The sequence below is a fragment of the Bacillus sp. 7_6_55CFAA_CT2 genome, from assembly GCF_000238655.1.
GTDB lineage: Bacteria > Bacillota > Bacilli > Bacillales > Bacillaceae_G > Bacillus_A > Bacillus_A cereus.
The window spans coordinates 1,573,456-1,595,540 of record NZ_JH414708.1 but is presented as its reverse complement, the minus strand read 5'-3'; the positions used below and the strand labels follow the sequence as shown (position 1 = coordinate 1,595,540).

Below are 22,085 nucleotides of genomic sequence, written 5' to 3'. Positions count from 1 at the left end.
AATTTTCATATATTGTATGAATTGAGTTCGAACTCAAAAATTTAAAAAGGTGGGAAAATTAGTGAATATGAAAAAATCTTTATCGGTGACAACTTTAGGGTTAGCGGTTTTAGGTTTTGGTTTTACTAATAACGCAAGTGCTTCAGAGGTCGATACTGTAGACAGGCAGCCCGTTTTAGTTGACTTTGATACAATTCAATCAACAAAAACATCTAGTGTTCCTAGTTTGACTGTTGCAGCTGCACCTAAGAATGACTCTAACATTAGCGTATATACTCCCTTTTTTGGTAACCCATATGCAGTTGCTAAATCGAAATCAACTACGACCGAAGACTATGTTTATGCAAAAGCAAGAACTTTCAATGGCGATGGCTCATTAGTAAATACGAAAAGTAATAGTGCAAAAAAATCATCCTTTGTCAGTGCTACGGCGACCAACACAAGCGTTTATTATGGAGATGATTACGCTATCGGTAATCATACCTATAAATTAAGTGGTTATAATGATGTGAATCACGAAACAAAAGCCTTCTGGTAAGAAAGAGAAAAAAGATATGCATCTTGCATATCTTTTTTCTCTAATACTTTACATATATGAGGTGCTATTTATGAAACAAATATATATTATTATCGGTGTTTTACTTATTTCATTACTTACAATTTATATTTTGTTCAATACTTCAATCATACAACCTCATCCACCTTCTAAAGAAAATAAGAGAGAGCAACAAACCAATACTATTTCTTACGGATTGAAGGATAATCAAGGCCAACATATTAACAACGGTAGCACAATTACTAGTGAGGATAATAAAATTAATGTATCATTATCATTCGTACATACTATTAACGAAAACCGAAAATATGGATTAATTGTTCTAGAAGATTACGAACAAAAACCTTTTAAAATAGAAGATACTACTAATGAAATATCACACTATTTTTTTGATATGAAACCAAACAGCTCAATGACTACGAAAATCTCTTTACACACTTCTCCTAATGCAAGTGAATTAACCTTTTTAATAATTAAAAAACCTGAATACAAATTAAAAGATAATAACTTAAATAAAGCAGCTATTTTAGAAGATATTCTAAGTATGCGATATTCAATACATCCTCTTCAGAAAGAAAACAAAAAAATAAAATTCTCCCTTATAAATCCAGATGCAATTTTAAAAGATGGTCTTTACGAGCCATTATTTGTTACGAACCGTGAAGAGAACTTACAAACTGTCTTCTTTGAAAAGGAAGGCAAGCAATTAACCCTATCAAACGGTAATGAAACGAATGATGAAATGACTTACGCAATCGTGGCTTTTAAAGATTGGAAACAAGTTGAAATATTTAACAATAGAAAAGTCGTTTATACTAAAGTTGCACCTGAAACGAGGCAAATCTTTAATTTCATATTGCCTTCAGTGGATCAGGAAAGTAATTTTCAACTCGTCGCTTTTCCATTTCCTTTTAAAGTTAGCGAAGAAGATTATGTCAGTCAACAAGCATTCAGTTCTTTTCGCATCGTAATTGAAAATGAAAATGAAAATAAATAAGTTATACTATGCACAGTATAACAACCAAAAAAGGCCTACTCACACGAGTAGGCTTTTGAAACTACGAAAGTTTCGTCAATAACTGATTTAAATCTTTTTTCGTTTTCGTCGTTAAAGATTTCATTTTATTAATATCGATTTTTTCTTTCTCCGCTCCTACAATTAACGGATACATACTTTGACCGATTGTTTTAGAATCCGTCGGATGTGATGCCTCTAGCTCTTTTTCAATCACATCCCACTTTTCATTAATTTGTTTGCCAAGCTTATTCACTGTTTCCAATTTCGGATTAGCAGCTAACTGCTTGTCCAAGCTATCAATTAATGCTACAACTTCTTTAACGTTCGTTTTCACAGCAACACTTTTCTTCGGATCTTTCGTTGTCTTTCCGTTATTGTTTGTGCTTGTACTTGTGCTTTGATCTGCTGTTTTCCCGCTAGTCGTTTGATCATTCGTTTTTCCTGTCGTTTCTTTTTCTTTTGTTTTTACATTTTCGTTTTGAGTTGACGTTTTGCCGTTACTTTCTGTTCCTGATGATTCTTTCGTATTTTTTGCATCCTTATCTGTTTTTTCATTTGAAGAAGTATTTGTTTCTTTTTCAGTATCTTTCGTTGTTTTTGACGCTTCATCTGCACTTGTCGTTTTTGCTTCTCCATCATTTTGCGCAGTTACTTGCTCTTTCTTTTCCGTTTCTTTATCTACTGAAGGACTACAAGCTGCCATAGTAAGCATTGTACCAATTGTAATCGATGCGATAGCGACCTTTTTCATTTTCATATAAATCCCCCTATGTTTTACATAATTTATCCTCCCCTTTACGATTCGATTCCCCCTTAAAAAATCCCTTTTCATACGAATTATCATCTTTCCGACAGTAATCTTCATAATAATACGTACAAAAACTGATAAACTCATTTTAATATTCGAGTTTCTTCTACTTCATTTTTCTGCTCGCAAGTAAAAGAAAAAGAGTATATTGTCACATTAAGAATTACTATCTTCATATGACAATATACTCTTCTATCAAATTTTTATCTTTCTTGACATTTTATTTATACAAAAAAATAAAATTTTCTTTCGTTTTTTGTTTCTCAACATTTGTTAACATAATATTTTTATGAATAACCACCATTCGAGTGAATGACTTGCCCAGTAACCCATTTCGCTTCTTCACTTACTAAAAAAGAAATTAAGCGCGCAGCATCCACCGGTTCTCCTACTTTACCTTGCGGGAATTTCCATACTAAATGATGCTTCAGCTCCTCTGTAATCCATCCTGTATTCGTCGGTCCTGGATCTACAGCATTCACTGTAATCCCCTTCTCCATTGCAACTGGTGCTACTGACTTTGTAAATGCTTCGATTGCCCCTTTCGTTGCTGCATATGCTAGTTCATCTGGCATTGGGCCTACTGACTGTCCTGAAGTAAGATTAATAATACTCCCGCCCGTTTTAAGTGAATAATGTTTTATAAACAATGAACTTAATAGCATAGTAGCCCGAACATTAACTGTATAATGTTTATCCAACTGCTCTACATCTAATTCCTCAATCCTCGTATGAGTAGAATATACTGCATTATTAACTAGAATAGATGGATCACCTAACCGTTCTGATACCATATAAAACAAACGATTTGGCGAATAAGACTGCGATAAATTGATTTCTGCCATTTCACATCGAACATCGTAACTTTCAATTTCCTTTTTCAGCAAAAAGGGTTCTTGATCACTCATTCCCCATGGCATCGCTTTATCATACTTTGGCCAGTACGTGAAAAAAATGTCTATCCCCTTTTGAGCAAGCACCTTGCATACAGCTGCACCAATTCCATTCAGACGAGTTGCCCCTGTTACAATTGCTATTTTCTTCACCTTTTTCTCCTCCATCTATACACAGATCCCCTGCATGAATACAGAGGATCTATCTTCTTATTGAATATTTGACAGTATACGTTCAGCACCTAATTTTAACATTTTAATAAAGATATAATTTACAATCGTAAACATTACAAATAAAACGATAAACATAACCCATAGTCCGACATGAAGGAAGAAGTATAATACACTTACTCCCCCCACAATAATTAAAGCTATTAAAATATTAGCCAAAAAATTCCACAAAGTGGTATATCGACTTTTAAATAATTTCTGCTCTGTATCCCAATGAATATCTGCAGTTTGTGCGTCCCAGCGTGTTCCGATTAAATTAATTAATAACAACCCGTTCGCACTTAGTAAAAACCACAGTATCATAAAGACTGGAGAAATCCCAGCTACAACTGCCATCGTAATACCGAATACTGCTAAAATGATCACATTAATTAACCAAGCAGTGATTGCTTTCGCAAAAAAGATATCCGAAGCCTTTACTGGTAAATAACGATTCACAAACCAAGAGCTTCCATCTCGCGAAAATGACGTTGTTGCAATGACGTTACTACCCATTAAAAATAACGATGCACAAAGGCCAACACCAATTGCAAATCCCGTTGTCTCTGGATTGTTAATATACTCTGTAATAAACTTTAAATTCCCATCTTGCACAAATAAAATAAAGAACAACATAATCGGCATAACGAAAGTTTGTACAATACAATTTAAGAAAAATTGTGGTGTACGGAATAACGTTTTAAATTCCTTTTTCACATACGCTTTTAAATGCGAACTTTGTACTGTTGATTTCTGTAAACCTTCCGCCGAAATAACTTGTTTCTTTGCTGTACTCGTTGAAAGTCCAATAACCCCTTTTAAATATGTACGCTCTGCTATGTAATAAAACAACACAAAGAAGACAAATGAAATAACTGCAAAGATTATTACATATAAAGGTCCCTTCCAATTTGCATTTTCTACTAATGCCACTGCTCCGAAATATGTAGTTGGAAAATAGTTTGTCATTTGTACTAAAAGAGAAGATTGGTTGTTCGCAAGGTAATCCGCAATTGCATCTTCAGAAAACGAACTTTTATTTTTCCACTGTAAAAATACATTAATTCCTACAATAAATAGTATACTTACAATTCCAATAAATATATTTCCTCGGTCTTTATTTTTTGCTATATTTGTATACCTCATAATAACTGTCATCAGTAACGAAGCTAGTACTAACGGCACAATCGGGAAGAGTAAGTAAATAAAAATCATGTATATGTAATATGTAATAAATGCGCCACTTTTTAATCCGTACGTAATAAAGATTGGTAATAAAATGAATGAACTCATTACGTATTGTGTTATTAATACTGTTAAAAATTTTGCCGAAATAATCTGGGCTGGTTTTAATGGTAATGGTAGTAACATTTCAATGTCATTACTATAGTAAAATACAGTTAAAATGTTCGTTATACTCATTAAAAATACCCATATACTCGCAATCGCAAGTCCCATTGCGATAATCATTCCTGGATCTTGCCCTAAATGTATCATTCCCTCATACATTGCGTGCGTGATAGAACCAAATAGTAAAAAGCCGACAAATAAAATGGCTGCAAATGAAAATACATACGCCCATCGCTTCTTCTTATCTGTTATAAAATCTGCATAATTTAATTTTAATAATACTTTCGTTAACGTCCAAATTTTACTCATTGCCCGTCATCTCCAAGAACATTTTTTCAAGTGATTCATTGGATTTAAAATGATCTCTCATTTCATCTAAATTCCCTTTAAACTGAAGATTCCCCTTATTAATAATTGCAACGCGGTCACATATTTTTTCTGCTACTTCTAATACGTGTGTCGAGAAAAATACAATCTTTCCTTTATCCGCATGTTCTCTCATCATTTCTTTTAAAATATATGCGGATTTCGGATCAAGCCCCGTTAACGGTTCATCTAAAATCCATATATCTGGCTCATGCACGAGCACACCAATAATAACGATTTTTTGTCTCATACCGTGCGAATAACTTTGAATTTGATCCGATAACGCATTGTAAAGATCAAATTTCTTCGCTAAAGACTCAATTCGCTCTTGTCGTACGTCTTTCGGCACTTCATACATATCTGCCATAAAGTTTAAATATTCAATTCCTTTTAATCGTAAAAACATATCTGGGCTATCTGGCACATAACCAAACGTCTTTTTCGCTTCCATCGGATTTTTCATAATATCTATACCGTTAATCGTAATTGTCCCTTTGTCCACCCCATGAATGCCAGTAATCATCTTAATTGTCGTTGATTTACCCGCACCATTCGGCCCTAAAAATCCAAAAATTTCTCCGCTAGGTACAGATAAACTTAAGTCTTTTACTGCATAGGTAGACCCATTATAACTTTTTGACACATTCGTAATCTCAATCATTCCATCCAATCCTTTCCTTAATTACCAAATAACTATATTGATATTATAGCATACTTCTATTTTAATATTTTTACATTTTTCAGTTTATTTAACCTTTAAAATAAATATACACCCCTAATCCAACAACTAAAACGACAGCTAGTATAATATAAATCATTGTTAAGCGTTTAATATTCCCCTTTGTCGCTTTGCTATAATTTGCATCACCATTCCGCCCAATTAACACCGTCGCAATGACAGTAATCACTACAAGTAATACAACGATCATGATCCAAGTTAACATACCTTCCTCCCCCTCCTTACAACCATTTTACAATATTATCCTCTTTATTTCGCAGTATATTTCCTCTTTTTACTATTATTATGAAAAGAATTGGAAAACTATTATTACTATACATTTTTACATGTGATATATTTATAACATAACGTGAATTATTTCTAACATTGAAAGGAGAATCTATCGTGAAAACAACTTGGATAAAATATTTAGGGTTTCTCGGTTTCTTCGGTTTCCTCGGCTTTTTTTATGAAAAAGGACTGTTTACTATGTTGTGTTTCTTCTCCTTTTTCACATCGTATAGAACGGTTCAACACGATGAACTATTTGAACAAATCGTCAATAAATCGTGCCGCAATGCCTTTATCGTTACATTACTAACTACCGCTATCATTCTGTTTATTGAAATGTTATTTCCAAACCCGGTACTACAAGAGATTGATATCGCTCTTATTTTCAGCACACTCATTCTTACGTTCGGCTTCTCTATGTTCTTTTACGATAAACCTGTTGATGAAACGGAAGATGCACCATGGCGTTCGTAACGAAAATAAAAGAATACCGCGCCAAGTTGAACATGACACAAGAAGATTTAGCAAAGAGCGTTGGTGTGCGACGTGAAACAATTAGTCATCTCGAAAAAGTTAAATACAATCCTTCCTTACAACTTGCTCACGATATAGCGAAGGCACTACATAGTACGATTGATGAGATTTTTATTTTTGAGGATAAATAAAAAATACCGTCATTCTTTCCAAGAAGAATGACGGTATTTCTCATTGATTATCCATATAAAACCGCATGAAATACGCCTAATAGTAAGTATTGATCCTGCATGTAATCTTCATCATATACATTCATCTCAATGTAATACATATCTTCCTCAAGACGAATATTCCAATCTGCAATTACATAGCCCTTTCGTAATAACTTTCCCATTCCAAATGAAGTTTTATGAACAACATATTCTTCTGCCTTATATGTAAAGGTAAATAAGAAATTTGCATCCAATAACTTTCCGTCACATACAAGTATTTCATGCTCTGCATCATGATTATCTTTGTACGTTACTAAAATCCTTCTTTGGCGCTGCCTACTTACATCCTTTGCAATGACGCGAATATTGTCCTTACTATCCTTTATTTCATAAATAATATTACTACCAATTTTCGGAATAAAATCCAGCACTCTCATCAGCGTATTTTTATAATAGCCCCTTACTACACCTACTTGCTCACTTCCATTATAAACCTCTATCGGCGTCGTATCTGCCTTGCTATCACACGGTCGTTTGTAAGAGAGTTGCATCATTCGCTCTCCTCTTAAGTACTGATCAAACGTCACAGGATATTCTATCATGCGCAGTTCCTTATTTAACTCATATAAATAGCGTTGAACGCTCTCTATTAATGTTGTAGTAGCTATACGCTCTTGAAGTTCAAATTCTTGCCAGCTGGAAAAAACATTCCATTGATTATAATCCTCTTCGTAGAAGAAACCAAGAATTACCTCTTCACGGTCAGCCGTTTCATATTTCATAGGCACGTTCTGCCCATGTTGAACTTGTTCCATCCACTGACCTAAATAAATCCCCAGCTCTGCAACCTTCATACATGATTTTTGAAAAAATACACTGTCACTCGCGCAAATCGTTACATCTCCTTCGATAAAGCCCTTTGAATAAGCATCATACCATGGCTCATCCTTCTGCGGGAGATTCTTGTCTAACTCAAATAAAAACGTTAACATCCTTTATTCACCTCTAGTTGTTACACAGCTCTTTCCTATATTGACTGTAACTGAACATATATCAATACACTTAAAATGAAGCTACTTTTTCTTTAGTCACTTCTACAATTTCTAAAATTTGTAGCAGACTCTCCACTTCATAAGTCGGCTTAACATCTGTCCTATTTTCTTTCAAACTCGGATTATACCAACACGTATCAATGCCGTAATCTTCTCCGCCTCTCATATCAGAAGAAAGCGAATCTCCAACCATTAATACACTTGATTTATCTGTAATCCCAAACTTTTCAAACGCATAATCAAAAATCTCACGTGCTGGTTTTTGATGACCAACCTCTTCTGAAATAATAATATGATCAAAGAAATTACATACAGGCGAATTTCCAATTCTCGATTGTTGCACCTTCGTATATCCATTCGTAATAATACCTAACTTGCAATCTTGTAGATCCTCACATAATTGCACTGCACCTTCTATAAGATGTACTTCTTTCCCTAAGTTTTCAAGATATACATCGCTAAATTGCTGCGCATCTACTTTTATATTATGAAGGGCAAATAATTGTCTAAATCGATCTACCGCTAATTCACTTAGCGTAATCATTTTATTTTCTAAATCTCTCCATAATCCATTACTAATCTCTTTATAACTTGCAAGATAATCATTATACCCTGTAGGCATACCAAACTGTACAAACGCATTATGTAATGCGTGTCTTTCCGTTTCAGGGAAATCTAATAATGTATCGTCTACGTCGAATAATATAAATTTGTATTTCATGATGTTCTCCTCAATTCCTATATTCTCATAGCTTAATTATATCAACAATAAGAAAAGGAGGCTAATTAAAACCAGCCTCCTTCTTCTTACTTATCTTCCAGCAATAACACTTTCATTTCCTCTAACGACTCTTTCGTAAAGCCGAGAGATTCTTCAGCGTATGCTTCAACTGATCCGTATTGCTTTTGAATTTCACCAATCGCAGCTTGCAAGTATTCAGCACGTGCTTCAAACATTGCACCTAATATCGCTCTGCTCTCATCGTTTTGTAATTTCGCACCTAAAAAGGCCATCATTTTTTCATTTAGCTTTTCACGGAATCCGTTACTTAGTAAGTAGTCTTCCATTACTGTTTTTTCTGGTACACCTAGTAAAAGTAGTAATAATGCTGAACCAAATCCAGTACGATCTTTTCCAGCTGTACAGTGGTTTACTAACGGTAAGTTTTCCGGGTTTTGCGCTAAGTTTAAGAAGCTCACGAATGCCTCGTTACCACTTACGAAATCTTGATTCATTTTCACAAGATACTCACCTGGTTTTCCTAACATAGAAAGGTCACCAACTTGAAAAAACTCATTTATATTTAAGTCTTTCGCTAAGTCTTGCATAACTGGTAAGCACACTTGACGAGCACCTGTAATCTCAGGATTTGGCTTATGCTTTACCTCAAAGTCTGTACGATAGTCACAAATTAACTTTAAACCAGACTTTTGTAAATAGTCGATATCCCACTCTGTTAGTCCTGCTAATTCTTCAGAACGGTATAATTTGCCCCATTTCACTTTACGTCCATCTGTCGTTTCATATCCACCCATATCACGGAAGTTAAACGCACCTTGTAATGGCAATCTACGCTCAGCTACTGTCACTGCTTGTCCATTACTTCCTACTAGTCTAAAATATGGACGTTCATTTTCACTCTGGTTTTCAATTGTATATGATAATTCTCCATTTACAGTTGCAAGTAATTCTCCATTTTCTTCAATATGATCTGGTGAAGTACTCCAATAAATACGAACTTCTTCTATATTATTTTCCCACTTTATTTGTAACGTATTATCTTTATTTCTTTCTATAGTTGCTTGTAACCAATTTCTTTGCTGCCCCATTCTTTCACCAACGCTTTCTCATATAATCGAATCTCACTCTATTGTATTATACAAATATCCACTTTGTCGTTCTCATTTTTCTTTTTATCTTACAAACAGGCAAAAAGTTCTTTTACTTCTTCAAAATTTGTACATGGATTACCGCGAAATACGTATGCGATTTGTTCATTACCTAAATCTTCGTATACAACTGTTCCGCGATTAGGGTGCGGATAAAACTCTAACCCGTTTATAATTTGTTTTGGGCCATAGTTCATTGTCCATGAAGAAATAGGATAATACGCTTTGTTTTTATGTCTACAAACCCAAAGTGCATATAGTTTATTAACTTCGTCCCAGTATACATACTGCGTTTCGTCATTTCCGAAACCGACCGATTCAAGTTTCCAATTTAGTTTTTCATGAATTAACAAATTTACATAGGATACGTCATCTGGAGCATTCCACTCTCTACATCTTCCTATCTCACCCATTTCACTTCTCTTCGCTTGAAAGCTTAATAAGTGAAATGATGTATGTAATATCGTTTTCCCAAGCTCCATATTTACTGGTTGTAATTCAAATAGAAATCGTTCCATTTCGTCTTGGTTTACATATCCATGATCAACAGAAATTTCAACTTGTGTTTTCCATATAGATGTAACGTAACTTTCTTTTCCTTTATAATTTATACCTTTCCAATACACAAGCCCTTTATATTGAAAACAATCTCCTTTTGCTTGAGAAATACAGCTATCCGGAAATACTGGTTCCATTATATCGAGAAAAAATTCCTTTACTCGAAACATCCCAGTTGGAGTAACAACCTGAAACCAAAAACTTCCCCACTTTTCACCTTCATAACGTTCTGAAACTTTTTCAACATTCCAGCCTTCTAACAATACATTTGGATACAATAACACGAATGAATGCATGGATTGCTTTAACATATATAGTCCCCTCCCGCTATACGAGTTCGAGAGTATACATCATTCATCCTCCTAAAACTTTCTCACATATCTCTCAGTTGAACTAAACAGCTGACATCCATTCTTTTCAAAAACATCCTTCATCCATTCATTTTGTATATTTGTCTCACCAATATAATAAGATGCACCTATTTCCTTTAAGACAAACATCGCACCTGCAAATAATGCAGCTTCATATCCCTTATTACGCATATTTGGAGTAACTGCGAAGTACATAAGTTTCCCTTCTTCTAACGTACCTCTTTCAATATGCGGAATTACAATCCCTATCGGCTCTTCACCTACACTCGCTGTTAAGCAATGTTCTTTCCACTGCTCACCAATTTCTTGTAGCATCATATGCACAAATTGATCATGAGCGACTAGTTCTCCCGTCGCTTCATTCCACAGTGAATAAAAAGCCTCTTCTCCAACTTCTTCAATAAGCTTAAAATCCATTTCACTTTCTACATCTTCTACTTCATATATATCTTTAAATACAATCATGTTTTCCGTAACATATTCAAATGAATACGTTTCAAAACATTTTTTATACACATCATAATTTGGACTTTTTGAAGAGATTTCAAAATGTAGTTTTTCTAATCCATCTTTTTTAGCTTCAGCAACGCAATATTGCATCATTTCCTCTAATTGCTCTTCTGTAAAAATCTCTGCATTATTTTCTTTTATCATAATAGAAGAAGCACTTCTTCTTATTTTAAAATGTTTTTCTAACTGTTCTATCGTCGTCATATTCTTCCCTCATCTATATCATACTCGAATTTCTAATCGTTCTCCTTGCATGAGCAGGATTGTCCTTGAATATATAGAATACTAGAAAAGATCGCATCTTTAAAGTGCGGAGGAGGTTCTCCAGTGGATATTACAGCATTGCAACAACAGTTAGAGCTTATACAACAAAATGACTATACGCAACTACAGCATATAGACGTAAATGAGTTAACTTTGAACATGCTTCAGTATATCGGAACGACTGATAGCTACGTTCGTTACCAACTTATATATAAATGTTTTGCACATTTCATTCATCATGAATTCCTTATGGACGATCAGCTGAAATTACTTCTGCAAACTTGTTTAAGTGATGAGTATTTATATTGTGACATTTACTCCCCACATACAGATGGGGTTTTCACACGTTCTTACACTGTTTCGTTAATTGCGTTAATACTCCAATTCGCTAATTCGCACTACTTTTGTACAGAGGAGGATATCGAAGAAATAAAAAATAAACTCATTACATACACAAACTTAGAAACGGATTTTCGGGGCTATATCGAAAATAAAGGATGGGCTCATTGTCTTGCTCACGTATCTGATGCCTTTACTGAAATTGTTCATAATACGTATACAACTTTTGAATGGTACGAAGAATTAATTCATTGTTTATTAAATAAAATCTTTATTCCATCTGACCTTTTTCATAATAACGAAGATGAACGCATTGTTACTCCATTACTAGCAATGCTGTATCATGATTTTCCTCAAAACGAGTTAATTTCTATTATTCATAAAAAAATAAAAAGGCTTCCTCAAATTAGAAAACGCCTTTCGCTTAATGAGTATTGTATTTTATGTGCCAACATTAAAACCTTTTTACGCACATTATTTTTCAGAACGAAAGACGACCATAACTTAGCCTTTACAGCACGTAAAACAGAAAGAATGTTAAAAGAAATTCCTAACTATTATTAAATACAAGGAGCAATGACATGGGTTATATTGAAGATATGAGAAATCTAGTAGGAAATCATCCACTTATTCTAATAGGATCACACGCCATTATATTAAATGAAAAAGATGAAGTATTGCTGCAGCTCCGTACAGATTTTAACCGCTGGAGCATTATTGGTGGTGCCCTAGAATATAACGAAACGTTAGAAGATGCTTTAAAACGAGAAGTGTTTGAAGAAACTGGACTTATTATTAAAAATCCAGAACTATTCCGTACATACTCTGGACCAGATTACTTTCAAATCTATCCAAACGGCGATCAAGTACACGGTGTACTCGTTGTTTATATTTGCCGCGAATTCCACGGTGAGCTTGTATGCGACCATACGGAATCGAAAGAACTACGCTTCTTTTCACTTAATGAATTACCTAATAATCTTCCTCCTGTTATCGAGAAGATTATTACAGATTATCTAAAAAAATAAGGGAACGCTTAACGTTCCCTCTCAAATCCAATCCGTTTTTTAATTTCTGCTAAATTTACCTTCGCAATAGCGCGTGCCTTCTCAGCACCGTTTTCTAATGCTTCATATAATAAATCCGGCTCATTCATATACATTGCGTACTTTTCACGAGGTCCAGCTAACTCACGATCTACAACGCGAAACAACTCTTTTTTCACATCGCCCCATCCGATTCCAGTCTCATATTTTTCACGTAATGACTGTACTTCGTCTTCTGTCGCAAACTCTTTATATATCATAAATAATGTTTCTAATTCTTTCGGTTCATTTGGAAGTGAAGAGTCTGTTTTGATTTTAAATATTAACTTTCGAAGTTTTTCTTGCTCTGCAAATAATGGGATTACATTTCCGTAACTTTTACTCATTTTCCTACCATCAAGACCAGGTAAAATAGCTCCTTCTTCTTGTATGACATACTCCGGTAGTGTAAATGTCGTGCCAAATGTATGATTAAAATACGTCGCAATATCACGCGCGATTTCAATATGTTGAATTTGGTCTTTTCCGACAGGTACATGTGTAGCTTGAAATAGTAATATGTCGGCTGCCATTAAGATCGGGTACGTATATAACCCCATGTTCACTCCCGCATCGACCTCTAACCCTGCTTCTTTATTTTGCTCCACCTTCGCTTTATACGCATGAGCACGGTTCATAAGACCTTTCGGAGTTAGGCAAGCTAAAATCCAAGCTAATTCTAGAATTTCCGGTACTTCTGTTTGCCGATAAAAAACAACATCTTCCCCAAGTCCAAGCGATAACCAAGTAGCTGCTACCTCTTTCGTATAACTGCTGAACTTTTCTGAATCATGCACAGCATTTAATGCATGATAATCAGCTATAAAGTACAATGCTTTTCCTTCATTATTCTTTGACATTTGTAATGCAGGTTTAATCGCACCAATATAATTCCCTAAATGCGGATAACCTGTCGGCTTAATTCCTGTTAACATTATTTTTCCACTCACACTAACTCCTCCTTTCGCAAAATAAAAAGAGCCCCTCATCCTTAAAAAAGGACGAGAGACTCCCGCGGTACCACCTTAATTAGCTATCATTAGCTCACTTCATACTTCAATAACGTGAAGTAACCGTCTTTACCTACTCATTTCAGTTAGAAGCTCCAGAGTCCATTCCATATTCATCCCTTACTGATTTCCACCACATATCAGCTCTCTGAAAAGTTTCGAATATGTACTCTTCTCTTTCATTGCTTTTTCGTTATTTTTTACAGTTTATCACATTTCACTTCCAAACAAACCCGAATTTTCTATTTTATATAGCAGGAATTTTCAATTCAATTGTCTAATGTTATATAGGTTTGCAGAAATATTCGAAACAACTTTGGAGGTTTTTTCATGGTAAAATATATATCCATTTTAGGTTCCACAGGATCCATCGGCACATCTGCATTAGATGTCGTTTCAGCTCATCCTGAACATTTCAAAATCGTCGGTTTAACCGCAAATTATAATATCGATCTTCTTGAGCAACAAATCAAAACGTTTCAACCTCGTATTGTAAGCGGATCAATGGGCGCGCCAATATGCAAATGAATTGTTAAATAAAAAAGCGACTAAAACTACGTTCCCTACTTGTTTTAGCGCTTTTTTTCACGTATTCAACTTAACAAATCTATAACCGTGCGTAACTAACACTTTTAATATCGCATATCCTGGAATGGCTAAAATAATGCCCATAATCCCGAATAAGTTTCCGGCAGTTAAAATGATAAAAATGATAGTAATCGGGTGAATATCTAACTTTTTCCCCATAACTTGCGGAGAAATAAATTTACCTTCTGCTAATTGTACAACCATCATAACGATAATTACTTTTAACACCATTGCTGGCGAGTCGATGAATGCGATAATTAACGCTGGTGTAATCGCGATAATTGGTCCTACGTACGGAACGATATTTACAATCATCGCTAAAATCGCAAGTAATACCGCATATTTAATACCAATAATAAGATAACCAATTAATAGCATAATACCGATAAATAAGCTGACGATAATTTGACCTCTAATATACGAGCTAATCGCATAATGCATATCATCTAGTATTCTCATTGCTGCTGGTTGTCTTTGCTCTGAAATGAACTTTAAGAAGTGATTCGGCAATTGTTCGCCATCTTTTAAAAGATAGAACAATATAAATGGAACCATTACAAATGTTAAAACAACCTCTGTAATAGTACTCAAAAATCCAGTTACATTCCCAGTTACTGATGATAATGACTTTGTAAAATCAACTGTATAGTCTTTTACCATATTCGCAACATTAATATTTAAATTCTCCTGAATTTTACCGAGTAAATTACTTTCCCCGAATCTACGTGCTGCTTGTTCAATCTCATGGCCAAAATACGGTAAGTTATCAATTAATGCATCAATTTGATCTTTAATAATAGGGATAACCGTTACAACTAAAAATACAAATAATCCTAGTACGATTAAATATATAGAAGCTATCGATACGATTCTTGAAACACCTTTCTTTTCTAAAAGCGAAACGAATGGATGTAAAATATAGAATAGTACGCCTGCTAATAGTACTGGGAAGAAAATTGTTTTTAAAAATACGATAAACGGTGTAAAAACAAATGATATTTTTGTTAGCAATAAAATATTAATGAACAATAACGCAAATCCAAGTAATACCGCCAAATAATTTTGTTCTCTAAAAAACTTTCTTAACTTATCTCTTTTTCTTATATTTATTTTCTCCAATGAAACCACCTCTTCGAATGATGAAAAGCCCTTATTCAGGGCTCTTCATCATAATCTATATATCTATTTCTTTGCAGCTTTCACTACAAATGATACAATAAAAATTAACACGATTGCACCTAATAATGCTGGCACTACATGAATCCCACCAAATGTTGGCCCAAAGGATCCAAATAATCTACCACCTAACGAAGCACCTAATAAACCTGCGATAATATTTCCGAACATACCACCTGGGAAATTTTTACCTGTTATAGAACTAGCAATTGCACCTATAATAGCACCAACTATTAATGTGATAATCCATCCCATTTTTAGTCCTCCATTTCTATTATAGTTTGTATGATTTAATACAAACATATGTATTTATCATTGCTAATCATATTTCACTATAGAAATATATTTACTACTATTTTACATATGGAGATACATATATTATATGCAAAAAAGAAAAATATTGTCAAACTCACCCATAAAGCAATTATATTCATATACCATATTTAAAGGAGGCTTCATTATCTATGATTCTTAAGTTAAATTCCACTTCTTTTGAAGTAGCAACATCCATTTTACAGGTTCAAATTCCAGCTTATAAAGTTGAAGCAGACTACTTAAATAGTACTGCCATACCTCGTTTATATGATACTGTAAACGATATTCAAAATTGCGTTGAAACATTCTATGGATATTTTTCTGAAAATAAACTTGTCGGTTTTATTTCTTTTGTACAAGAAGAAAAACTAATCGATATCCACAGGTTAGTTGTATCGCCCGATTTTTTTCAAAAAGGAATCGCAACGAAACTCCTAATTTATATATTTAACATGTTTCCCTCTTCAATGACATACATTGTACAAACAGGTAAAGCGAATACCCCTGCTATTACTTTATATAAAAAACACGGATTCATTACAGTATCAGATACAATACTTCCTGACGGTATGATTCTTACGCAATTAAAAAAGACAGAATACACAAAATAATTTGACTTGTTCGCTCCTTTATGTTATTTTTTACTTTATAAAACCTTTTGCTGAGTCCAAATTTTGGAGCGGGGGAACCATTTTTGTAGCTATGCTACTTGGGGCGAATCTTTTTTAAGTAGGGAAACTCTCACTTCCCGAGTCCGACAGCTAACCTCGTAAGCGTAATGGGAGAGGAAGGTGCTTTTTGCCTATGTTACACATTTTGCCTCCTTAATTATAAATATGGGATCGATATCAAATAGTCACCTATATTTATAGAAAAGGAGAATGTATTATGTTACGTTTATCTGATCACGCAATTAAAATGATGGAGCAAAGACTTCGAATTGAAAAACAACGCACATATCAAGCAAATAAGGTTGTAGATAACTTACATCACAAATACTTCTTTCAGCATATTTTTCAACCGAAAAGATAAAGAAAATGTTTATTTAATATTAAAAAACACAAGGTGTGTCTTACAAAGACATTCCTTGTGTTTTTTATATTCTTTATAAAATTCTCACTACATTTAAGCTTGCTGTAATCGCACCTGCTATAGTAGTCACATGCCCTACACCTAACGGGCCATTTTGTAATATTAATGTTGAATTGGCACTCGTCACATTCACAAGAAGTGTATTTGAAATGGCTGGTTCGATTACTACAGTTGATGTCGTTACGTTTTGTATAAAACTCCCTGTTAGTTGCGTTCCATTTAATAGCAATCTAACAGATACTGTCTCATTCCCACCATTTGCATCCCCTTGAAAATAGTAGCTTACTAAATATATTCCTGGCGTCGTTACTGTGACTGTCGTAGCACTAGTTAAAGATACACCAGTTCCATATACAGTGGATCCAGAATTAATTGGGATGTTGGCACTTGCTGCAATTGTGCTTGTTGATGTAGAAAAGAAATATCCGCCACCTGTCGATATAGCAGATGATCCTGTTGCTCCAGTTAAGCCTGTTGGACCCGTGGCACCTGTTGGGCCTGTTACTCCTGTTCCCCCTGTCGCTCCTGTTATTCCTTGTATGCCTTGTATTCCGGTCGGTCCAGTTGCACCAGTCACTCCTGTCGCTCCTGTTGCGCCGGTTGCTCCCGTCACACCTTGTGGGCCTTGAATTCCTTGGATTCCTTGTGGGCCTGTTATTCCAGTCACTCCGGTTGCTCCCGTCGGACCCGTTATCCCTTGCGAACCTTGGATTCCTTGGATTCCTTGTGGACCTGTTACTCCCGTAGAGCCGGTCGCTCCTGTTGGGCCTGTTACTCCTTGTGGACCTTGGATTCCTTGAGGACCTTGAGGGCCCGTTACTCCCGTCGGACCTGTTGCACCAGTTGCACCGGTTGGACCCGTCGAGCCAGTTATACCTTGTATGCCTTGAGGTCCAGTCGGGCCTGTTGGACCAATCGGACCTTGAATTCCTTGCAGACCTTGAATTCCCTGTGGACCGGTTGGACCTTGTATCCCTTGTATTCCCTGAATCCCTTGCGGGCCTGTTGCACCAGTTGCACCGGTTGGACCTTCTGGGCCTTGCACTCCTTGTATTCCAGTCGCTCCCGTTGGACCTATATCTCCTTGTGGACCTTGAATTCCTTGGATTCCTTGAGGACCAGTTGGACCTGTTATACCACTTATCCCTTGCACTCCTTGTAAACCTTGAGGACCGGTTGGACCGAGTGGACCTTGGATTCCTTGTAGCCCCTGCAAACCAGTTGGACCTGTCGCTCCCCTTACTCCTTGCTCACCTTGTATGCCTTGTATCCCTTGAGGGCCGGTTGGACCGATTGGCCCCTGTGCCCCTTGCACTCCTTGTGGACCAGTCGGACCGGTTGCTCCTACCGGTCCCTGGATTCCTTGTAGACCTTGCGGACCAGTCGGACCGGTTACTCCTTGTATCCCTTGTGGACCTTGAATGCCTTGATCACCCGTTGGACCCGTTGCCCCCATTGGTCCCTGTACTCCTTGCAAACCTGTTACACCAGTTGCTCCGGTCGGTCCCTGTATTCCTTGTACCCCTTGAATTCCAGTCGCTCCTGTTGCTCCGGTCGCTCCTGTTGCCCCTGTTGCTCCAGTCGGACCAGTTGGACCCCCTGGTGATCCTGCTGGACCGGTTGGACCAGTTGGACCTCCTGGTGGACCAGTTGGACCGGTTGCTCCAGTCGGGCCAGTTGCAGAACCTGTCGGACCAGTTATCCCAGTGGCTCCTGTTGGGCCAGTTGGACCTGGATCACCTTGTAAACCGGTTGGACCAGTCGGACCGATTACACCTTGCACTCCTTGTATTCCTTGTATTCCTGTTGGACCTACCTGCCCCATCTCTCCCTGGGGACCTTGTAAACCTTGAACACCAGTTTCCCCTTGTGGACCCATTGGTCCTTGCTCCCCTTGAATTCCTTGAGAACCAGTTGGCCCTGTTGGACCAATCGGACCCTGTATTCCTTGTATTCCGGTTACACCTTGTAAACCACTACCTCCTAAATTACCTTGCACACCTTGTATACCAGTATTTCCAGTTGGTCCAGTCGGACCAATTTCCCCTTGCACTCCTTGTATTCCTTGTACTCCTGTTGGGCCGGTTGGACCATTTTCTCCTTGCACCCCTTGCACTCCTTGTATTCCTTGTACTCCTGTTGGGCCGGTTGGACCATTTTCTCCTTGCACCCCTTGCACTCCTTGTATTCCTTGTGGGCCGGTTGGACCGATTGGACCTTGTACGCCTTGTATTCCTTGCGGTCCAGTCGGTCCACCTAAAGCACCAGTTGGACCGGTTGGACCAGTGGGCCCCGTAATACCTGGCGGTGGAAAAGGAATAGGTGCTTGAAACTTACTACACTTATCTTGATTCTTCACAAGCATCTCCCCCGTTATAACTAACGTATCAAACTATTTTTAATACATTTAAACTAGCTGTTATCACACCAGATAATGTCGTTACATGCCCGATAGCTAACGGACCATTTTGTAAAGACAAAGTTGCATTTGAAGAAGTAACTTCAATGACCATCGTATTCGAAACTGCTGGTTCTAATATAAAAGTACCTCCTGTAACATAAAAAATAAAACTCCCTGCGACTTGTATTCCATTTAAAGTAAGCCTCACTGAAATTGTTTCATTTCCGGCAGTTGGATCGCCTTGAAAATAATAGCTTACTAAATAAATTCCCGGCGTACTTAACGTTACAGTTGTTGCATTTGTTAAACTGACATCAGAACCAAAAACTGTAGATCCAGAATTAATTGGTATTAACGCATTCGCTGCAATTATACTCGTTGAAGTAGAAAAGAAATAACCTCCCCCGCTAGGTAAGCCAGTCGCTCCTGTCGCTCCCGCTATTCCCAAGAAACCTATTGAACCTGCACTACCAGTTGCTCCTGTCGGTCCCACCACGCCACTTGGGCCCTGACTACCTTGTGCTCCAACTGGGCCTATACTACCACTAGCACCTGTCACCCCACTTGCTCCACTTGGGCCTTGCAACCCTTGAATCCCTTGTATACCTTGTATTCCTTGCGGACCCGTTGCACCTGTATTGCCTGTCGTTCCCGTTATTCCTTGTATTCCCGTAATCCCTTGAACACCTTGCACACCTTGTAGTCCAGTTGCCCCAGTTGCTCCTGTGGCTCCAGTTTCGCCCGTTGCTCCTGTAATTCCAACATTTCCTTGTGGGCCTTGTGGGCCTTGACTACCTTGCGCTCCTTGGACTCCTTGTGAGCCTGTTATACCGACTTCCCCTGTATTTCCTTGGGGACCTCTAATTCCTTGTGCACCTGTTGGGCCGATAATTCCTTGCACTCCTTGTATTCCTTGCACTCCTTGCGCTCCTGTTGGACCCGTTATTCCTTGTAATCCTTGAGGACCTTGCAAACCAATAGCTCCAGTCGGTCCTATTATTCCTTGCACTCCTTGAGGACCTTGGGCACCTTGTGTACCTGTCAATCCGGTAGTCCCTTGTATCCCTTGAACACCTTGAGGACCTTGTGTTCCAGCTGCTCCTGTTTCCCCTTGAATTCCTTGAACTCCTTGTATACCTTGTGCTCCAGCAGGACCAGTTGCTCCTCGGATTCCTTGTGTTCCTTGAGCTCCTTCCGCTCCTGTAACACCAACTGGACCAGCTATCCCTTGTATTCCCACCATTCCTTGTGCACCTGTTGGACCTATCACACCTTGTATACCTTGAATACCTTTAGGACCTTCTGCACCAGTTGGACCAGTTACTCCCAGCGGACCTTGTATTCCTTGAGAACCTTCTGCACCAGTTGGACCTGTTATACCTTGGTTACCTTGAGGACCTTGTGCTCCTTGTACTCCAACTGCTCCAACTACACCTTGGGAACCTTGCGCTCCCCTTACACCTTGAGAACCTGTTGGACCTGTTATACCTTGCACTCCTTGCGCTCCAATTGGTCCTATCCCTCCGCTTACACCTGTTGAACCGGTCGCACCCGTTGGACCTGTTGGACCTCCTGGTGGACCGGGTGGGCCAGCTGGTCCAGTCACCCCACTAGAAGGGCCAATTGGACCGGTCACTCCCGTCGGACCGCCCGGTGGTCCTTCTGAGCCTTGAGTGCCAATACTACCCGTCGCTCCTGTTATACCTCTTATTCCCTTTATCCCTTGAAAACCTGTTGCTCCCGTTATACCTTGTATTCCTTGCACACCTTGTGGTCCTTGTAAACCTATTACACCTGTTATCCCCTTTATTCCACTTATACCTTGGGCACCTTGCATTCCAGTAGAACCAGTTGGACCCACTTCACCTTGTATTCCTTGAGCTCCTTGTGGGCCTTCTTCTCCAGTAATTCCTTGTATCCCTTGGAAGCCGTCTTCCCCTTGTATACCAATAGCCCCTTGCTCTCCTTGTATTCCTTGAACACCTTGAGGGCCTTGTGGACCAGTTATACCCGAGACTCCAGTTATGCCTCTCTCTCCCTGCATTCCTTGTGCCCCTGTTTGTCCTCGCTCACCTATTTCCCCTTGTATTCCTTGTATGCCTTGTATACCTTGACTACCGGCAGGACCCGTAGCTCCTTGTATTCCTTCTAATCCTTGTACTCCAATATCACCAATTAGACCTTGGTTACCGATTAATCCTTGAGCACCTTGGAGACCAGTCGGGCCAGTTATACCTTGCTCTCCTGTATCACCAATAGCCCCTTGTATTCCTTGTGCTCCTGTTGTCCCTTGGGGACCTTGTATTCCCCTGATACCTTGAGGACCTTGGGGCCCAGTTGCTCCCGTCGGTCCAGTCACCCCTGTAGGACCAACAGGACCTTCATGCCCTCCAGTTGGACCGATTGGACCACTATTACCTGTCGGACCCGTTGCTCCTATAAGCGGAAGAGGCAGTGCCACTCCAAATTTTTTGCACTTTCTATGATGACGCACAACAATCCCCCTTCCCCAAAATAATTACACCTTTTATATGAAAT

23 protein-coding genes, 1 pseudogene, 1 riboswitch and 1 other annotated feature are annotated in these 22,085 nt (G+C 37.7%); of the genes and pseudogenes, 9 read left to right on the top strand and 15 right to left on the bottom strand.

What is annotated here, in order from left to right; all coding sequences use genetic code 11:
* The first annotated feature begins 61 nt into the window (after positions 1-61).
* Together HMPREF1014_RS08205 and HMPREF1014_RS08200 are read left to right on the top strand one after the other, a co-directional pair.
* Positions 62-538, top strand: a complete 477-nt coding sequence (locus HMPREF1014_RS08205; protein ID WP_001056361.1) for a hypothetical protein — start codon at positions 62-64, stop codon at positions 536-538.
* Between the two features lie 70 nt (positions 539-608).
* Positions 609-1,553 (top strand): hypothetical protein, encoded by a 945-nt coding sequence (locus HMPREF1014_RS08200; RefSeq protein WP_000810148.1) that lies wholly within the window; start codon positions 609-611, stop codon positions 1,551-1,553.
* Positions 1,554-1,614: 61 nt separating this feature from the next.
* Here the strand turns inward: HMPREF1014_RS08200 and HMPREF1014_RS08195 are convergent, their stop codons facing one another.
* From HMPREF1014_RS08195 to HMPREF1014_RS08175, 5 genes are all read right to left on the bottom strand, one after another.
* Positions 1,615-2,331, bottom strand: coding sequence for a hypothetical protein (locus HMPREF1014_RS08195; protein ID WP_000782566.1), 717 nt, complete (start codon positions 2,329-2,331; stop codon positions 1,615-1,617).
* A 338-nt stretch (positions 2,332-2,669) separates the two neighbouring features.
* On the bottom strand, positions 2,670-3,428 hold the full coding sequence (locus HMPREF1014_RS08190; protein WP_000716965.1) for an SDR family oxidoreductase: 759 nt from the start codon (positions 3,426-3,428) through the stop codon (positions 2,670-2,672).
* Positions 3,429-3,485: 57 nt separating this feature from the next.
* The gene (locus HMPREF1014_RS08185; protein ID WP_000036884.1) at positions 3,486-5,144 is read right to left on the bottom strand and encodes a putative ABC transporter permease subunit; all 1,659 of its coding nucleotides are present in this window, start codon (positions 5,142-5,144) and stop codon (positions 3,486-3,488) included.
* Positions 5,137-5,862 carry an ABC transporter ATP-binding protein gene (locus tag HMPREF1014_RS08180; RefSeq protein ID WP_000570193.1) on the bottom strand — a complete coding sequence of 242 codons (726 nt, stop codon included), beginning with the start codon at positions 5,860-5,862 and terminating at the stop codon, positions 5,137-5,139. The genes HMPREF1014_RS08185 and HMPREF1014_RS08180 overlap by 8 nt, the downstream gene beginning before the upstream one ends.
* 88 nt (positions 5,863-5,950) lie before the next feature.
* On the bottom strand, positions 5,951-6,145 hold the full coding sequence (locus tag HMPREF1014_RS08175; protein WP_000958863.1) for a hypothetical protein: 195 nt from the start codon (positions 6,143-6,145) through the stop codon (positions 5,951-5,953).
* A 179-nt stretch (positions 6,146-6,324) separates the two neighbouring features.
* Between HMPREF1014_RS08175 and HMPREF1014_RS08170 the strand changes: the two genes are divergently transcribed.
* Together HMPREF1014_RS08170 and HMPREF1014_RS08165 are read left to right on the top strand one after the other, a co-directional pair.
* Entirely contained in the window at positions 6,325-6,684 is a 360-nt protein-coding gene (locus tag HMPREF1014_RS08170) for a DUF3796 domain-containing protein (RefSeq protein WP_000859233.1), read from the top strand.
* The gene (locus tag HMPREF1014_RS08165; protein WP_000896306.1) at positions 6,672-6,875 is read left to right on the top strand and encodes a helix-turn-helix transcriptional regulator; all 204 of its coding nucleotides are present in this window, start codon (positions 6,672-6,674) and stop codon (positions 6,873-6,875) included. Before HMPREF1014_RS08170 ends, HMPREF1014_RS08165 begins: the two co-directional genes overlap by 13 nt.
* Before the next feature lie 47 nt (positions 6,876-6,922).
* Here HMPREF1014_RS08165 and HMPREF1014_RS08160 read toward each other — a convergent pair whose 3' ends face one another.
* From HMPREF1014_RS08160 to HMPREF1014_RS08140, 5 genes are all read right to left on the bottom strand, one after another.
* Complete coding sequence (locus HMPREF1014_RS08160) at positions 6,923-7,888, bottom strand: tubby C-terminal domain-like protein (protein WP_000955113.1); 966 nt, start codon at positions 7,886-7,888, stop codon at positions 6,923-6,925.
* Between the two features lie 70 nt (positions 7,889-7,958).
* A complete protein-coding gene (locus tag HMPREF1014_RS08155; protein WP_000875417.1) occupies positions 7,959-8,669 on the bottom strand; it encodes a YjjG family noncanonical pyrimidine nucleotidase in 711 nt (236 codons plus the stop codon).
* Between the two features lie 86 nt (positions 8,670-8,755).
* Positions 8,756-9,778 (bottom strand): tyrosine-protein phosphatase, encoded by a 1,023-nt coding sequence (locus HMPREF1014_RS08150; protein WP_000531488.1) that lies wholly within the window; start codon positions 9,776-9,778, stop codon positions 8,756-8,758.
* A gap of 89 nt (positions 9,779-9,867) precedes the next feature.
* Positions 9,868-10,707, bottom strand: coding sequence for a hypothetical protein (locus HMPREF1014_RS08145; RefSeq protein ID WP_009326691.1), 840 nt, complete (start codon positions 10,705-10,707; stop codon positions 9,868-9,870).
* A gap of 51 nt (positions 10,708-10,758) precedes the next feature.
* The gene (locus tag HMPREF1014_RS08140; protein WP_000207403.1) at positions 10,759-11,481 is read right to left on the bottom strand and encodes a GNAT family N-acetyltransferase; all 723 of its coding nucleotides are present in this window, start codon (positions 11,479-11,481) and stop codon (positions 10,759-10,761) included.
* Between the two features lie 123 nt (positions 11,482-11,604).
* On the opposite strand from HMPREF1014_RS08140, the gene HMPREF1014_RS08135 reads away from it, so the two are divergent.
* Positions 11,605-12,444 carry a DUF2785 domain-containing protein gene (locus HMPREF1014_RS08135; RefSeq protein ID WP_000355452.1) on the top strand — a complete coding sequence of 280 codons (840 nt, stop codon included), beginning with the start codon at positions 11,605-11,607 and terminating at the stop codon, positions 12,442-12,444.
* Between the two features lie 17 nt (positions 12,445-12,461).
* Positions 12,462-12,908 (top strand): NUDIX hydrolase, encoded by a 447-nt coding sequence (locus HMPREF1014_RS08130; RefSeq protein ID WP_000540467.1) that lies wholly within the window; start codon positions 12,462-12,464, stop codon positions 12,906-12,908.
* 8 nt (positions 12,909-12,916) lie between these two features.
* Here the strand turns inward: HMPREF1014_RS08130 and HMPREF1014_RS08125 are convergent, their stop codons facing one another.
* Positions 12,917-13,915, bottom strand: coding sequence for a tryptophan--tRNA ligase (locus HMPREF1014_RS08125; protein ID WP_000014567.1), 999 nt, complete (start codon positions 13,913-13,915; stop codon positions 12,917-12,919).
* Between the two features lie 44 nt (positions 13,916-13,959).
* Positions 13,960-14,167: a binding site (T-box leader), on the bottom strand.
* A gap of 138 nt (positions 14,168-14,305) precedes the next feature.
* Between HMPREF1014_RS08125 and HMPREF1014_RS08120 the strand changes: the two are divergent.
* Positions 14,306-14,473, top strand: a pseudogene (locus HMPREF1014_RS08120) (1-deoxy-D-xylulose-5-phosphate reductoisomerase); the annotation flags it as partial.
* A gap of 87 nt (positions 14,474-14,560) precedes the next feature.
* Here the strand turns inward: HMPREF1014_RS08120 and HMPREF1014_RS08115 are convergent.
* Both HMPREF1014_RS08115 and HMPREF1014_RS08110 read right to left on the bottom strand, forming a co-directional pair.
* Positions 14,561-15,682, bottom strand: coding sequence for an AI-2E family transporter (locus tag HMPREF1014_RS08115; RefSeq protein ID WP_000411480.1), 1,122 nt, complete (start codon positions 15,680-15,682; stop codon positions 14,561-14,563).
* 63 nt (positions 15,683-15,745) lie between these two features.
* The gene (locus HMPREF1014_RS08110; RefSeq protein ID WP_000539736.1) at positions 15,746-15,994 is read right to left on the bottom strand and encodes a GlsB/YeaQ/YmgE family stress response membrane protein; all 249 of its coding nucleotides are present in this window, start codon (positions 15,992-15,994) and stop codon (positions 15,746-15,748) included.
* 209 nt (positions 15,995-16,203) lie between these two features.
* Here HMPREF1014_RS08110 and HMPREF1014_RS08105 point away from each other — a divergent pair, with 209 nt between their 5' ends.
* Together HMPREF1014_RS08105 and HMPREF1014_RS31510 are read left to right on the top strand one after the other, a co-directional pair.
* The gene (locus HMPREF1014_RS08105) at positions 16,204-16,665 is read left to right on the top strand and encodes a GNAT family N-acetyltransferase (RefSeq protein ID WP_000601229.1); all 462 of its coding nucleotides are present in this window, start codon (positions 16,204-16,206) and stop codon (positions 16,663-16,665) included.
* Positions 16,666-16,703: 38 nt separating this feature from the next.
* Positions 16,704-16,846, top strand: a riboswitch (cyclic di-AMP (ydaO/yuaA leader).
* A gap of 96 nt (positions 16,847-16,942) precedes the next feature.
* Complete coding sequence (locus HMPREF1014_RS31510; protein WP_000945243.1) at positions 16,943-17,086, top strand: hypothetical protein; 144 nt, start codon at positions 16,943-16,945, stop codon at positions 17,084-17,086.
* A 73-nt stretch (positions 17,087-17,159) separates the two neighbouring features.
* On the opposite strand, the gene HMPREF1014_RS08095 is transcribed toward HMPREF1014_RS31510, so the two are convergent.
* Together HMPREF1014_RS08095 and HMPREF1014_RS08090 are read right to left on the bottom strand one after the other, a co-directional pair.
* On the bottom strand, positions 17,160-19,511 hold the full coding sequence (locus HMPREF1014_RS08095) for a BC_3345 family exosporium-associated protein (protein WP_043306323.1): 2,352 nt from the start codon (positions 19,509-19,511) through the stop codon (positions 17,160-17,162).
* 22 nt (positions 19,512-19,533) lie between these two features.
* Positions 19,534-22,041: a collagen-like protein gene (locus tag HMPREF1014_RS08090; protein WP_001215796.1), complete on the bottom strand. Its 2,508-nt coding sequence runs from the start codon at positions 22,039-22,041 to the stop codon at positions 19,534-19,536.
* Between the last annotated feature and the right edge of the window lie 44 nt (positions 22,042-22,085).

Bases quoted from the DNA above. Each gene is read 5' to 3' on its own strand.
- HMPREF1014_RS08195 (WP_000782566.1), bottom strand. From the start codon at position 2,331: ATGAAAATGAAAAAGGTCGCTATCGCATCGATTACAATTGGTACAATG.
- HMPREF1014_RS08105 (WP_000601229.1), top strand. From the start codon at position 16,204: ATGATTCTTAAGTTAAATTCCACTTCTTTTGAAGTAGCAACATCCATT.
- HMPREF1014_RS08095 (WP_043306323.1), bottom strand. From the start codon at position 19,511: ATGCTTGTGAAGAATCAAGATAAGTGTAGTAAGTTTCAAGCACCTATT.
- HMPREF1014_RS08185 (WP_000036884.1), bottom strand. From the start codon at position 5,144: ATGAGTAAAATTTGGACGTTAACGAAAGTATTATTAAAATTAAATTAT.
- HMPREF1014_RS08175 (WP_000958863.1), bottom strand. From the start codon at position 6,145: ATGTTAACTTGGATCATGATCGTTGTATTACTTGTAGTGATTACTGTC.
- HMPREF1014_RS08110 (WP_000539736.1), bottom strand. From the start codon at position 15,994: ATGGGATGGATTATCACATTAATAGTTGGTGCTATTATAGGTGCAATT.
- HMPREF1014_RS08180 (WP_000570193.1), bottom strand. From the start codon at position 5,862: ATGATTGAGATTACGAATGTGTCAAAAAGTTATAATGGGTCTACCTAT.
- HMPREF1014_RS08140 (WP_000207403.1), bottom strand. From the start codon at position 11,481: ATGACGACGATAGAACAGTTAGAAAAACATTTTAAAATAAGAAGAAGT.
- HMPREF1014_RS31510 (WP_000945243.1), top strand. From the start codon at position 16,943: ATGTTACGTTTATCTGATCACGCAATTAAAATGATGGAGCAAAGACTT.
- HMPREF1014_RS08200 (WP_000810148.1), top strand. From the start codon at position 609: ATGAAACAAATATATATTATTATCGGTGTTTTACTTATTTCATTACTT.
- HMPREF1014_RS08160 (WP_000955113.1), bottom strand. From the start codon at position 7,888: ATGTTAACGTTTTTATTTGAGTTAGACAAGAATCTCCCGCAGAAGGAT.
- HMPREF1014_RS08150 (WP_000531488.1), bottom strand. From the start codon at position 9,778: ATGGGGCAGCAAAGAAATTGGTTACAAGCAACTATAGAAAGAAATAAA.
- HMPREF1014_RS08155 (WP_000875417.1), bottom strand. From the start codon at position 8,669: ATGAAATACAAATTTATATTATTCGACGTAGACGATACATTATTAGAT.
- HMPREF1014_RS08145 (WP_009326691.1), bottom strand. From the start codon at position 10,707: ATGTTAAAGCAATCCATGCATTCATTCGTGTTATTGTATCCAAATGTA.
- HMPREF1014_RS08165 (WP_000896306.1), top strand. From the start codon at position 6,672: ATGGCGTTCGTAACGAAAATAAAAGAATACCGCGCCAAGTTGAACATG.
- HMPREF1014_RS08130 (WP_000540467.1), top strand. From the start codon at position 12,462: ATGGGTTATATTGAAGATATGAGAAATCTAGTAGGAAATCATCCACTT.